Source organism: Streptomyces sp. 135, assembly GCF_020026305.1.
Lineage (GTDB): Bacteria > Actinomycetota > Actinomycetes > Streptomycetales > Streptomycetaceae > Streptomyces.
In genome coordinates this window covers 213,094-226,394 of sequence record NZ_CP075691.1, presented here as the reverse complement: position 1 = coordinate 226,394, position 13,301 = coordinate 213,094, and the positions used below count along the sequence as shown (strand labels likewise).

Sequence of the window (13,301 nt, the reverse complement as noted above, 5' to 3'; positions counted from 1 at the left end):
CCCGGTTATGTCCAGAAAGGCCGGTTATCGCGCCCGCTCCGGCGGACGGGGGCGTATCCAGGCCCTCCGTTCCTGGCCGCGGGGGTCGTCCAGCTGGGTCCACTCGGCGTCGATTCGCATCGTGGCCCGGCGCTCGGTGTCGTACGGGTCCCAGCCGGGATTGCCGGTGGCGGCGAACCGGACCCAGGCCCCGTGCACGCGGGCGGCGAGCGCCGCGGGGGGCCCGCCGGGGCCGAGCAGCCCGCCCGCACCCCGCAGTCGGGGGAGCTGCGCGAGATCGAAGACGAACGGCAGCTCCACCGCGTGGGCGGCGCCGAGCGCTGCGTTCAGTGCCCGCGACCGCCAGGCGAACTCGTAGGCGAAGGTGGCGGACTCGGGGAGGGCGGCGTGGGCCTCCGCCAGGGCCCAGCTGCCCGCGCCGAACAGCGCGTCGCCCAGGATGGCGGACCGCAGCTCGCCGAAGGACGCCTCGGGTCGGGACGTGCGGTACGTCTCGACGAGCCGCGCCGGATCCGGGTGGGCGCGCGCCGCCGTGTCGTCGACGTCCGCGGCGGTCGAGGTGGCGTACTTGCCCACGGGGGCCAGGTAGAGGTTTCCCTCCTCGGTGTTGGTCCCGATGAGCAGGTCGATGCCGGCGCCGAGGCCGGTGGCGACGGATGCGGCGGGCTGCGTGTCGAGGACCAGGCCGAAGGGGCTGAGCCCGGCCAGCGGGTCGTGGTGTGTGTCGGTCCGCAGGTCGATGCCCCCGAGCCGGGAGGCGGCCTCGACCAGGCGCTCGTCGGAGATGTCCGCGAAGGCGTCGGCATGGGGCTCGATGCCCAGGGATCCGGCCGCCGCCCTGGTGACGCGGGCGGCCTGCTCCGTCGTGAACGCGCCCAGGCCGCTGCCGCTCTGGACGATCGCCCGGCGGACGAGACCGGTGGCTGCGGGCGTGGCGAGGACGCCGCCGACGATGGTCGCCCCGGCCGACTGGCCGAAGAGGGTGACGTTGTACGGGTCACCGCCGAAGGCGGTGATGTTCTCCCGCACCCAGCGCAGCGCGGCGACGACATCGAGCAGACCGCGGTTGGCGGGCGCACCGGGGATGTCGAGGAACCCGGCGATGCCAAGCCGGTAGTTGAGCGTGACGAGGACGACGCCGTCGCGGGCGAAGGCGGAGCCGTCGTACAGCGCGGACCGCGTCGAACCGGCGACGAATCCGCCGCCGTGCACGAACACCATGACGGGCAGGCCACCGGCGGCGGAGGCGGCAGCGGGCGCGGGCGCAGGCGCGAAGGCGTTGACGGTGAGGTAGTCCGCACCGCGGCTCCAACCGGCGCCGAAGTAGGGGGACATGTCCACGCTGCCGAGCTCGCGCGCGGACTGGGGAGCGTTGGGTCCCGGCGCGGTGGCGTCTCTTGTGCCGTCCCACGGCTCGTGCGGCTGCGGCGGGGCGAACCGGCCGGCGCCGAGGGGAGGCGCGGCGTAGGGGATGTTCAGGAAGGCTGCGGTGCCGTCACCCTGGCGCAGACCGCGGACGGCCCCCCGCGCGGTGATCACGACGGGGTCGGGGTGGTGGTTCACGGTGATGCCTTTCCGAGGGTCTCAGCCCTGCTCGGTGTACGGGGTGAAGGGGGCCCAGCCCTTGATGGCGAACTTCGTGCCGTCCCGCACGACTTCGGCCGCGCCGTGGCCGCCCAGGTGCGCGGGGACCACGAGGGCGTTGTCGTCGGCCGCCCGGCCCAGGACCTTGCGTCGGGTGGCGCGGGCGCCCGCGGGGTCCTCGCAGAAGCAGCTGTTGGCGTCCGGCTCCAGGATCTGCACCGGGGTGTGCAGCAGGTCGCCGACGAACACCGCGCGGTCCGACCCGGAGGCGAGGGTCAGCACGGAGGAGCCGGGTGTGTGTCCGGGAGCCGCGTCCAGGCGCAGGTCGGCGTCGATCCGGTGGCTGTTCTCCCACAGCAGCGTCTGGCCGGCCCGGTGCACCGGGGCCACGCTGTCCTCGAAGACGTTCTGGTTGCCGCGGCCGAGCAGCGGCTGGTGGCCGTTCTCGGGATTCCAGAAGTCGAAGTCGTCCTTCGGCATCAGATAGGTGGCGTTGGGGAAAGTGGGCACCCACTGCCTGCCGTCAAGATACGTGTTCCAGCCGACGTGATCGATGTGGAGATGCGTGTTGATCACGATGTCGACGTCCTCGGGCTCGACGCCGGCGCGCGCGAGCTCGGCCAGGAAGTCCGTTTCGAGACGGCTCCAGACCGGCGCGTACGGGCGGTCCTTGTGGTTGCCCACGCCGGTGTCGACGAGGATGGTCCTGCCCGCGCTGCGCAGCACCCACGTCTGGATGGCGGAATTCACGGTATTGGTCTCGGGGCGCAGGAAATGCGGGCTCAGCCAGGAGGCGCCGTCGTCCCATACTTCCTTCGAACTCTCCGGAAAGAAGGTGTCGGGCGTCATTTCGACGGAACCGTAGTACTCCCGGACCCGGGTGACGGTGACGTTGCCGAGCTTGATGTGTTCCATGGGTATTCCTCAAGAATTCGGAGGCTTTCCCGGAACCGTACGAGCGGCCTCCGGCCACGCGGTATCAGTCATGTGACTGCACCGGTCCGCAGGGCCCGGGCACCGCGTCCACGCTTGTAGCCTGAGGGCGAGGACGACAAGGCGAGACGCCACCGATCGACGAACACCATTCCTGGAGACCGGACCCCGTGCAAGAGCAAGCAGGCGACCCCCGTCCGGTCGCGGGGCCGGAGCCGGACGGGAAGAGGCCGATCGTCGGCCGGGACGCGGAACTGGCACGCCTCTTCCACATGGTGGACTCGGCGTCGGCCGACCCGGCTCTGATGCTTCTCGGTGATGTGGGCATGGGGAAGACCGCGCTGCTGGATCGCGCGGTGCGCCGGGCCGAAGCGAGCGGCGCTCGTGTCCTGCGCGCCGAGGGCAGCGAGTCGGAGTCGAGCCTCGCGTTCGCCGCCCTGCACCAGTTGCTGCGGCCGGTATCGGCTGACGTGGACGGGCTGCCGCTGAGGCAGCGCGCGGCGCTGCACGGTGCCTTCGGCGCCGGTCCGGCCACCGCGGAGCCCGACCTCATGCTGATCGGTGTCGCCGTCCTGAGCCTGCTCTCGGCCCTGGGGGACCGAGGGCCCGTGCTCGTGGTGCTGGACGACGCGCAGTGGCTCGACCGTTCCTCCGTGGACGTACTGTCCTTCGCCGCCCGACGGCTGGCGGGCGAACCGGTCACGATGCTGCTCGCGGCCCGCGTCGGTGATCGCGTCCCCGGGTTCGACCGGCACACGCCGACACTCACGCTCGGACCGCTCGACGACGCCGCGGCCGGCCGCCTGCTGGACCTGCAACCGCGGCGCCCCACCGGCAGGATCAGGACACAGATCCTCGACCAGTCCGCCGGCAACCCGCTGGCGCTGACCGAACTGACCAGGGCGGCCACGGCACGCTACGCGGCCGCCGCACGCAGCGGGGCCTCGGCACATGCCGCGGCCACCGGACACGACGCGGCCTCGGCACATGACGCGGTCTCGGCACGCAGCGCGGTCTCGGTACGCGATGCGGCCACCGGGCACAGCGCGGTCTCGGGACACAACACGGCCACCGCACACAACACGGCCACCGTACGCAGCGCGGCCTCGACACACGCCGCGGCCACCGCACACAACGCCGCCGCAGGCCCGCCGGCCGTGGGTCCGCTGCGGCTCACCGATCACCTGGAGCAGATCTTCGCGGCCCGCCTGCACGACCTCCCCGCCCCCACCCGTCGCGCCCTCCTGCTTCTGGCCGCCATGGACACCGCCGACTCCGCGACCGTCATCCCTGCCGTACTGCCGGACACCACCACCGCCGACGCGTGGTCGCCCGCCGAGCAAGCCGGTCTCGTCCGGCGGACCGGCCTGGAACTCCGGTTCAGCCACCCGCTGGTCCGGTCCGCCGCGTATCACGCCGCGCCCGTCGAAGCCCGGCGCGCGGCCCACCTGGCACTCGCCGAACTGCTGCGGGACGAGCCCGACCGGCGGGTCTGGCACCTCGCCGCCGCGGCCACACCTCCGGACGCGGCCGTATCGGCGCAGTTGGAGCGGACGGCCGACCGGGCGCGCCGCCGCGGCGGCCACGCGGCGGCAGGCCCTGCAACGCGCCGCGGAACTCGCGCCGCGCGAGGACAGCGCCCGGCTGCTGGTCGAGGCCGCCGCGGAGGCCGTGTTCACCGGTGACCTCGCCTGGGTCGAGGAACTGGCCGACTCGGTACGCGCGCGTACCGACGACGCGTCGCTCCTGTCCGACGCCGCCGCACAGGTCGGGCGACTGGCCGTACTGACCGTGCGCCACACCGTGGTCTTCTCCCGACTGGCCGACGCCGCCGAGCAGTTGGCTCTCACACGGCCCACCACCGCGCTGGATCTCCTGGCCGGTGCCGCCGTGGTCCGCTTCTACTGCGGAGAGGACGCCCAACGGCACCGTATCCAGGACATCCTGGCGAGCCTTCCCGAGGACGCGTCACACGCGTGGTTGCGCGCCTGGATACGGGCCGTGTCCGACCCCTTCGTCCACAGGGCCGAACTGCTCCCCCTGCTTCCGCAGGCCGCGGCCGAGGCGCGACGCCGTCCCGAGCGGCTCACCGCTTTCGCCATCATGGCGTGGCTGCTGGACGAAACCCCCGAGGCCGTCCGCGCCTTCGACGAGGCGTTCGACCGCTGGGGGTTGCGCGGGCCGCTGCCGGAGGGGCTGGGCGGCGCGGCCGCCTGGAGCTATGTGGAACAGGGAAAGTGGGGCCGGGCCAGGGAGGCCATCGCCCGCAGCGGCGTGGTCGCTTCGGCGGCCGGCCTCGACCACGCCGAGGCGTGTGCGGCCGCGGTGGACGCCGTCGTGCTGGCCTACCAGGGGGACCCGGCGGCGGCCCGCGCCCGGGCCGAGGAGGCGCTCGCCCTGGTCGACCCGCTGGAGAGCCGCTCGGTGGCCGTCTATGCCCGTCGCGCGCTCGGCGCCGCGGCCCTCGCGGAAGGCGCGCACGAGGCGGGGTACGACCAACTCCGCGCGGTCTTCACGGCAGATGGCGCCCCCGAGCACTACCACGCCTCCTACCCGGCGCTCGCGGATCTGGCCGCCACCGCCGTGCGCAGCGGGCGCCGTGAGGAAGCCACCGCGGTCGTCGAGCACTGCGCACGCGCCCTCGCGGCGGGCGCCTCGCCCCGCCTGCGCGCACTGATCAGCCGGGCCCGTGGCCTGCTGGCAGACCCGGCGGACGCGGAGCCGCACTTCCGGGCGGCGCTGGCGGACCCGCTGCTGAAGCACTGGCCCTTCGAACGCGCCCAGGCCCTGCTGGACCTCGCCGAGTGGCTGCGGCGCCGTCGGCGCATCGCCGAGGCCAGGGCGCCGCTCACCGAGGCCCTGGAGACCTTCCGGCGCCTGGGCGCCCGCCCGTGGATCGAGCGCGCCAGGGCCGAGGCACGCGCGGCCGGCCTCGACGTCACGGACCCGGCCCCCGACGCCCTCGCCGAACTCTCCCCGCAACAGCGGCAGATCGTCGGGCTCGCCGCCCGCGGGCTGACCAACCGCGAGATCGGCGAGAAGCTCTTCCTCTCCCCGCGCACGGTCGGCTCGCACCTGTACCGCAGCTTCCCCAAGCTGGGCATCACCGCCCGCTCCCAGCTGCGCGACCTCATCGCCACCACCCACGCGACGGCCGACGACCAAGGCTGAGTCAGTCCCACTCCCAGCGGATGCCATGGATCCCGGGGCGGAGCAGGGTGTCGGCCAGATGGACGTTGTGCCGACTGCTCAGCCGCAGTTCCGTGAGGTGGTCGGCCGGTGTGGACACGTTCGGTTGCCAGGCGCGGTAGCAGCGGGCGGGCAGGGCGGCCGGATCGAACTGCACCTGGAGCAGGTACGCGTGGGCGGGGAAGCGGAACCAACGCTGGTAGAAGTCGGTCGGCGGTCCGTCCTCCCGGTAGCCGAACCCGTACTCGATCACATAGGTCTCGCCGCGCTGGAGCGGGCGCTCGAAGAGCAGTTCCACCGCTGTGACGCCCGCGTCCGGGTCGGTCCGTACGCGGCCCGTCCGGCAGTACGCGCCGTGGCGGACGTCGGGAAGCCGGCCCAGTTCGTTGTGGTGTACCACCACGTGGCGGTCGACGCCGTCCGTACGCGCCCGGAACACCAGCCGGGTGTGCACGCTCCGCTCCTCGTGGTCGGGGCCGACCCGGAACCGCTCGTGACAGCCCAGCCATTCGAGCTTGCCGTCGGCGGTCTGCTCGATCTGGCCGAGCAGCCGGCCGACGCTGCCGGGCACCGGGCAGAGATCGCGGTAGGACAGCGCACCGGGCACCTGCCGGGCCCAGCGGCCGCGCGGGCGGGGCGGGCCGAGCCGGGTGACCAGGGATTCCCGCGGCAGGCCCAGGATCTGTTCCAGGGCGCGGACGGCGCGCAGCGAAGGGGCGCGTTCCGGGCGGCAGCGCCCCCGCTGCCAGTTGGAGAGACTCGCCACGCTGACCTGGATGCCGCGTTCCGCGAGCCGGGCGTGCAGTCTGTCGAGGCTGAGGCCGCGGGCCCGGATGGCCGTCCGCAGTGCCTCGTCGAAGGAGTCGGCGTACGGGAGTCCCGGCCGCCCGTGGCTGGGTGCGGTGCGCGTACTGGTGACCATGTGCGGGGTCCTCCTGACGGCGTACGTCCGCCCCCCGGACGAGCACGAAGGTACCCGGGGGCGCGGACGCAGTCGAGAGCGGCGGGACCACTCGTCCACCGCTCCCCGGTCAGAAGGTCAGGCTCCACGCGTCGATATGGCCGCTGTCGTTGACCGATGTGTCCGTGACCCGCAGCTTCCAGACGCCGTTGGCGGTCTCCGCGGAGGCGTCGACCGTGTCGGTCTCGTGGATGACGTCGCTGTCGTCGTCGGGGTCGGGGCTGCGCAGCCGGTAGGCCGTGCCGCTGGGGCCGATGAGGTCGATCCGCAGATCGCCGCGCCAGGTGTGGTGGACGTCCTGGAACACCGACAGGGACGCCGGCGCGTTTCCGCTGATCCCGCCGACGGTGATGGAGGACTCGGCTTGGCCCTGGTCAGGGATGTCGAGGTCGGAGGTGTTCTCGAAGAACGTGCCGGGGTCGCCGCCGCCTCCGTAGTTGATGAGGTCGCAGCACTGGTTGCGGTGGATGCGGGTGCTGCCCCGCTCGGCGTACCCCTGGTAGGGCGACGCGCCCTCGTACCAGGTCCAGCCGCCGATCTCCTTGCCCCGCACCGCTACCGGGGTGTTGCCGTCCGATCCCGTCCACAGGGTCCAGTGTGTGTGGTCGCCGTTGGCCGAGCCGCCGCACGGGAGTTCCTCCGCGATCCTGCCGAGGTACTCGCCGTGGGCCACCGCGCTTCCCGAGGGTTTGCCGGTGGTGTCGCGCAGGTGGTAGTAGCCGGTGGTGTAGCCGTTGTCGTGCATCACCGTGATGTGGGGCCACCGCCCGCCGCTGGTGCAGTGCCGGTACATCAGCCCGGCCCGCGAGGCGCGTACGTTGCCATCGCCGCCGTAGAAGTCGATCGAGTTGTACGGGCGGGACGCGCCGCTGTTGCCGTGGACACCCCAGTGTGCCCAGCCGGCGTTCCGCTGCCACGGCAGTGACAGACCGGTGGCCGCGCGCGGCTCGGGCGAGGCGGTACGGGCGAACGGGGCGCGCTCGGCGTCCTTGACCACCTGGGAGGGGGCGCGGTGCGACAGGGCGGCGAAGGCCGGTGTGCCCTGGAGGCCGACCTGCCAGGTACTGCCCGTACGCCGGGCGACGAACAGCGAGACCACGGGGGCGGTTTCGACACCCCGGGGGATGAGGAACACCGAACTGCCGAACGTCCAGCCCCGGTTGGCGGACCACCGCTGCGGCTCGACCAGGATCTCCAGCTTCGCCGAGGCCGCCAGCCCGTAACCGCTCCTGGCCTGCGCGCCGAGCCGGTCCTGCATGGCATCGCCCACGACCTGCCTCAACTCCCGCTCGGGGGGCAGGGCGGCGGCCCCGGCACCGCCGGCCGGGAGCACGGAGGCGGTGACGGCGAAGACCACACCGAGGGCCGTCAGGGCGGTACCTGTCCGTCTGTTCACGTTCGCTCCTTCTGGCGAGGGCGGGAGACGCGCCCTGGAGCACCGCGGGCGCCGTCCGGTACTGTCCGCCGACCGGCAGGGCGGAGCAACGAGAAGACGAAGCGGAGCGTGAAAACCCTGAATACGGCGCTCCCAACACTGAAGAGCCAGCCGGCCCCTTATCGGAGGCGCCGGGCATCGCGCCTGGTGGGAGGCAGGGCCCCGCAGGCGCAGCGGGCCGATGCCGAAACCGGCCCGGCCCGGCCGGGCTCATTGGACCTTTGACTTCAAGGGTGGGACGGCACCTTGCCGAGAGCGGGTGCGACCTGCACTCGGTGCACCTGCTGCCCTGTCCCTCCTCGTAGTGCGGACGGGGCTCGGCCCACGGCGGGGGAGGTTGGTGGCCACCTTGGACCACCTGAGCGGCGGCCGGGTGATCTTCGCCGCCGGCCTGGGCGGTCCGGTCGAGGACGAGTACCGCAGCTTCGGCGACGCCGCCGAGCCACGCCTCCTCGCCGAGCGACTGGACGAAGGGCTCGAGCTGTTGGGCCGCTTCTGGTCCGGCGAGCCGGTGAACCACCACGGTCGGCACTACGAGGCCCGGGATGTGGCGCTGCTCCCCGCCACCGTCCAACAGCCCGGTCCGCCGGTGTGGATCGGCGGGTTCTGGCCGCGTCCTGCGCCCATGCGGCGAGCGGCGCGGTGGGACGGCGCGGTGCCGCTCTTCGAGTCGGCCCGGCATGGTCATGTGCCGGACGTGGCGGAAGTACGGGACCTCGTCGACTACGTGCGCAGCACCGTACAGCCGGGTCCGAGCGTCCCTTCGAGTTCGTGCTCGGCGGTGCCACGCCCCCGGACGCGGCGAAGGCCAGGGACCTGATCGGCCCCCTGCGCGACGCCGGTGCCACCTGGTGGGACGAGCGGCAGGTCCAGACCGGCCCCGATCTGGACCGCCTCCCCGCGGTGCTGCGCCGCGTCGAGGCGGGGCCGCCGGTGGTCTGACCGAGCGGTGACCCGCGTCACATCGGACTTCTGTCAGCAATCGCGGCGCCGTCTCGTTCAAGGGGCACGCGAACGAGACAGGAGCCACGCCATGAAGCACCGCATCGTCGTACTCGGCGCCGGATACGCAGGAGCCTTCGCCGCCGGAAACCTCACCCGCAGGCTCTCCTCCGCCGACACCGAGATCACTGTCGTCAACGCCGAGGCCGACTTCGTCGAGCGGATGCGGCTCCACCAGCTCGCGGCCGGGCAGGACCTCGCGTTCCGCAAGCTCGCCGACGTGTTCGCGGGCACCGGCGTGCGGCTGCGCCTGGCACGCGTCACCGGCGTCGACCCCGAGCGCAGGACCGTCGCCGTGACCGGCGAGGACGGCGACGGCGAACTGGCGTACGACACGCTTCTCTACGCGCTCGGCAGCTCCGTCGCCCATCACGGCGTCCCCGGCGTGGCCGAGTACGCCTACGATGTGGCCGGCCGTTCCTCGGCGCTGCGTCTGCGCGAGCGCCTGGCCCGCCTGGACGAGGGCAGCGCCGTTCTGGTCGTCGGTGAGGGGCTGACCGGCATCGAGACCGCCACCGAGTTCGCCGAGTCCCGGTCCGACCTCTCGGTCGCGCTCGCCGCCCGCGGCGAACTGGGCGCCTGGCTCTCTCCCAAGGCCCGCCGCCATCTGCGTAAGGCCTTCGACCGGCTCGGCATCACCGTGCACGAGCACACCGCCATCGAAGCCGTCGAGCCGACACGGGCGATCACCGGCGGTGTCAGCGGTGTCGGCGGGCTGTCCATCCCGGCCGACGTGACCGTGTGGTCGGCCGGGTTCGCCGTGCACCCCATCGCGGCAGCCAGCGGCCTGGAGGTCGCCGAGACCGGCCAGATCGTCGTCGACCGCACCATGCGCTCGGTCTCGCACCCGGACGTCTACGCCGCCGGTGACTGCGCCTACGCGATCGGCGACAACGGCCGGCCGCTGCCGATGTCCTGCGCCTCGGCCGGCTTCACCAACATGCAGGCGACCGCCGCGATCATCGCGCGCCTGACGGGCGCCGAAGTCCCGACCACCGGGCTGAAGTACCACGGCAACCACATCAGCCTCGGGCGGCGCGACGCGATCTTCCAGATGGTGGACGCAGACGTCCGGTCGAAGTCCTGGTACCTGGGCGGCCGGACCGCCGCGCGGCTCAAGGCGGGCGTACTCAAGGGAGCCGGCTGGGGCATCGCCCACCCGACCTTCGGCATGCCGAAGCGCAAGCACCGCCTGGTCACCACGCCCGACCGGGCCGGCGTGAGGGTCGCCGCGTAGGTTGTTCCGCATGGACAGCTCAGCCATCGATCAGTTCGAGGCCGGCCGGGGCCGGCTGGCCTCGCTCGCGTACCGTCTGCTCGGCTCGGCCGCCGACGCCGAGGACGCCGTGCAGGACACCTTCCTGCGCTGGCAGGCCGCGGACCGTGAACGGATCGAGGTGCCACAAGCGTGGCTGACCAAGGTCGTCACGAATATCTGCCTCGACCGGCTCCGCTCGGCGCAGGCCCGCCATGAGCGGGCGGCCGGTGCCTGGCTGCCCGAGCCGCTCCTCGAAGGCGACCCGATGCTCGGCCCGGCCGACACCTTCGAGCAGCGTGAATCGGTGACCTTGGCCGTACTGACCCTCTTGGAGCGCCTCGCGCCTGTCGAGCGGGCCGTCTACGTCCTGCGCGAGGCCTTCTCGTACAGCCACGCGGAGATCGCCGGCATCCTCGACATCAGCGAGTCCGCGAGCCAGCAGCATGCCCACCGGGCCCGGACCCGGGTCGCCGCCGAGCGCCGCCGCGGCGGCGAGGCCGACCCCGTGTCCGCCCGCAGGGTCGTCGAGGAGTTCCTCGCCGCCGCCGCGTCGGGGCGCACCGAACGGCTGGTGGCGCTGCTCACCGACGACGTGACGGCGCTCTCGGACGGCGCCGGACTGGCGAAACGGCTGCTGCGCCACAACACGCCCGAGCGGGTCGCCTCCTACGTGCGGGCCGGCTTCAGGCCCACGCCGGCGAAGCGGCGGCTGGCAGGCGGCTCGCCCGCGATGCACCTCGCGTGGGTCAACGGAACCCCGGCAGTCGTCGCCGTGGTCGGCGAACGGGTCGTGGGCGCCGTGACGTTCGAAGTCAGCGAAGGAAAGATCGCGTTCCTGTGCGGCATCGCCGCCGCGGACCGGCTCGCGCGCCTCAGCGAGGCCTGGCGGCGGCACGAACCGGACGCGCCGGCCATCAGCACATGGTGACCCGCCCGGGTGAGCGGGGCCGGCACCCGTGTCGGCGTACCGGCCCCGCCGGAAGGCGTTACGCCGTGGGCCACCACGGCGCACGCGCGTCCCGCAGCGTGTTGGTGCCGCAGTGCACCTCACCCATGCCGAGGTGGTACGTGTACCAGTCGTCGATGTACGCCGTGGCGAACCCCGCCTTGGCGTACACGGAGTTCACCGCCTCGGTGAAGATGTCCCGGCCACCGATGACAGGACCCCACTGCTTGGGTGCCAGATAGCGGGTCGGGCTCAGCAGGACGCCGTTGACCGCGCCGGGTACGTAGGCGCTGTTCGGCCGGACGGCGGCGGCGCCGCTCCCGGCACCGCCCGCGGAATCCCGGCCGCCGCGCGCCTCGTCCGCACCACGCAGCTGGCTGAACCTCTCCAGGGTGTCGGGGCCCATGCGGCGCAACTTGCGGCTGCCGCTGAGGCCTTCGCTCTCGTCGGAGTCCCGCGTGTACAGACCGGGCACCCGAACTATGTCCGCGTCGGTGACGCCGGTCTCGCGCTTGAGGATGTCCAGGTTGGCCTCGATGCGCTCGGCCGCCACCTTGTTGTCGGTGTGGAACGAGGCCTTGTCGAGCACCTTGTCGATGGTCTCCTTGGGCGCGGGGATGTCGCTGCCGCGCGGGACGGAGAACATCTTCGTGGCGCCGTGCCCGTCCCGCTTCGCCTTGCGCAGGAGCTCCACCCCGGCGGCCGGGTCGGCGACGCCGATGCGCCAGCCGCGCTCGGTGTCGGCGGGCAGGAACTGCACGAACTCGTCCACGTGCCCGACCGAAAGCCACGACGTGTCGAGCAGCAGCGGCGCCTGCACTCCCTGCGAGGACAGGAACGTACGCATCGACTTGGCGGGCTTGGCACCGGAGTCGGCGCGGTAGCCCTGGATGATGCGGCCCGCCGGGTAGCTCTTGCCGTTCAGCGTGTACGGCGGAATGGTCTCCAGGTTGCCCATGGAGTTGAGCGTCCACTCCTCGTTCACCGTCGGCTTGCCGACCTGCACCACGCCGACGTCCGGCCCGCGCAGCTTCTCGAACAGCTCACGGCCCGCCTCCCGGTCGGGCTGCGCGGAGCGGATCATGACCCGCATCGTGCGCTGCTCGCCGCCCGGGCCCGGCATGCTCGCGTAGGCCGGCTCGACGAAGTCCTGCGCCCACGGGTCGCCGTACTTGGTGAAGGTCGTCAGCGGCTTCTCGATGCCGGCGTCCTTCACCTGCCGGGCGAGCTCCTTGACGAACTTGCGCTGGTCACGGCCGTAGACACCGGCGCCCTTCACCTTCGTGACGAGGACTTCCTCGGCACGCTGAAGGTGATGGTGGGTCAGTACGGGCGCGGTGCGCAGCACGACGTCGTCGGAGCGGGACGTGCCGCCGCCGGTGACGGTGAAGCGGACCTTCACCTCGCCGTTCCACTTCCGCGCGTCGCGCACCACGTCCGTGGCCTCGACGCCCAGCTCGACACCGGCGCGCAGCTCGGCGGCGGTCAGCCGGTCGGTGGACCGCAGCAGGGACCAGCGGCCGTCGCGCTTGATGAACAGGCGGGCCTTCTTGGCGCCGACGCCGATCGCCTTGACGGTGCCGTGGCTGCCCGCCGGGGTCCCGGTCAGCGGCACGGTCTTCAGACGGGCCAGGTCGGCCGCGTCACGCGCGCCGTTGACCTTGGTGTCGGACCCGTCGTTGCACCGGGCCAGCTTCGCGTCCGACAGGGGCCTGCCACGGGCGTCCTTGACCGGACAGCGCTTCGCGTCGTCGTCGACGTTCGGCAGCACGATCGCGCCGCGCCGCGCCGTCCAGGTGTTCTCGCCCGCCGAGTCGCTCGTACCCGCCACGTCGACGTCGCCGTCCCGGTTCACGTCGGCGCGTATATCGGGCACTTGGGGCGGTGCGTCGGGGGCGCCCGCCTCGGCCATGGCCGTGGCTCCCGTGGCCGCGAGCATCCCGGCCATGCCGGTCGCCAGAGCGGCGCTTCTCCATCTGTGCGTAGGCACAGT

Annotated in this window: 7 protein-coding genes and 3 pseudogenes; 5 read left to right on the top strand and 5 right to left on the bottom strand. The window is 72.8% G+C overall.

From position 1 onward, the window contains the following. Positions 1-24 precede the first annotated feature (24 nt). A complete protein-coding gene (locus KKZ08_RS01080) occupies positions 25-1,563 on the bottom strand; it encodes a carboxylesterase family protein (RefSeq protein WP_223772603.1) in 1,539 nt (512 codons plus the stop codon). Positions 1,564-1,584: 21 nt separating this feature from the next. Beyond that, the gene (locus tag KKZ08_RS01075; RefSeq protein WP_223772602.1) at positions 1,585-2,499 is read right to left on the bottom strand and encodes an MBL fold metallo-hydrolase; all 915 of its coding nucleotides are present in this window, start codon (positions 2,497-2,499) and stop codon (positions 1,585-1,587) included. 188 nt (positions 2,500-2,687) lie between these two features. Here KKZ08_RS01075 and KKZ08_RS38895 point away from each other — a divergent pair. Together KKZ08_RS38895 and KKZ08_RS01065 are read left to right on the top strand one after the other, a co-directional pair. Continuing rightward, a pseudogene (locus KKZ08_RS38895) lies at positions 2,688-3,218 on the top strand (ATP-binding protein); the annotation flags it as partial. A 420-nt stretch (positions 3,219-3,638) separates the two neighbouring features. Further along, positions 3,639-5,688 (top strand): annotated as a pseudogene (locus KKZ08_RS01065) (helix-turn-helix transcriptional regulator); the annotation flags it as partial. A gap of 1 nt (position 5,689) precedes the next feature. On the opposite strand, the gene KKZ08_RS01060 reads toward KKZ08_RS01065, so the two are convergent. Both KKZ08_RS01060 and KKZ08_RS01055 read right to left on the bottom strand, forming a co-directional pair. Then, entirely contained in the window at positions 5,690-6,628 is a 939-nt protein-coding gene (locus KKZ08_RS01060) for a helix-turn-helix transcriptional regulator (protein WP_223772599.1), read from the bottom strand. 109 nt (positions 6,629-6,737) lie between these two features. Beyond that, a complete protein-coding gene (locus tag KKZ08_RS01055) occupies positions 6,738-8,063 on the bottom strand; it encodes a proprotein convertase P-domain-containing protein (RefSeq protein ID WP_223772598.1) in 1,326 nt (441 codons plus the stop codon). Positions 8,064-8,442: 379 nt separating this feature from the next. Here KKZ08_RS01055 and KKZ08_RS01050 point away from each other — a divergent pair. From KKZ08_RS01050 to KKZ08_RS01040, 3 genes and pseudogenes are all read left to right on the top strand, one after another. After that, positions 8,443-9,044 (top strand): annotated as a pseudogene (locus tag KKZ08_RS01050) (LLM class flavin-dependent oxidoreductase); the annotation flags it as partial. Positions 9,045-9,135: 91 nt separating this feature from the next. Next, positions 9,136-10,341, top strand: a complete 1,206-nt coding sequence (locus tag KKZ08_RS01045; protein WP_223772597.1) for an FAD-dependent oxidoreductase — start codon at positions 9,136-9,138, stop codon at positions 10,339-10,341. A gap of 10 nt (positions 10,342-10,351) precedes the next feature. Further along, complete coding sequence (locus tag KKZ08_RS01040) at positions 10,352-11,290, top strand: sigma-70 family RNA polymerase sigma factor (RefSeq protein WP_223772596.1); 939 nt, start codon at positions 10,352-10,354, stop codon at positions 11,288-11,290. A gap of 58 nt (positions 11,291-11,348) precedes the next feature. On the opposite strand, the gene KKZ08_RS01035 is transcribed toward KKZ08_RS01040, so the two are convergent. Beyond that, positions 11,349-13,256 (bottom strand): protein-arginine deiminase domain-containing protein, encoded by a 1,908-nt coding sequence (locus tag KKZ08_RS01035; RefSeq protein ID WP_263303395.1) that lies wholly within the window; start codon positions 13,254-13,256, stop codon positions 11,349-11,351. Between the last annotated feature and the right edge of the window lie 45 nt (positions 13,257-13,301).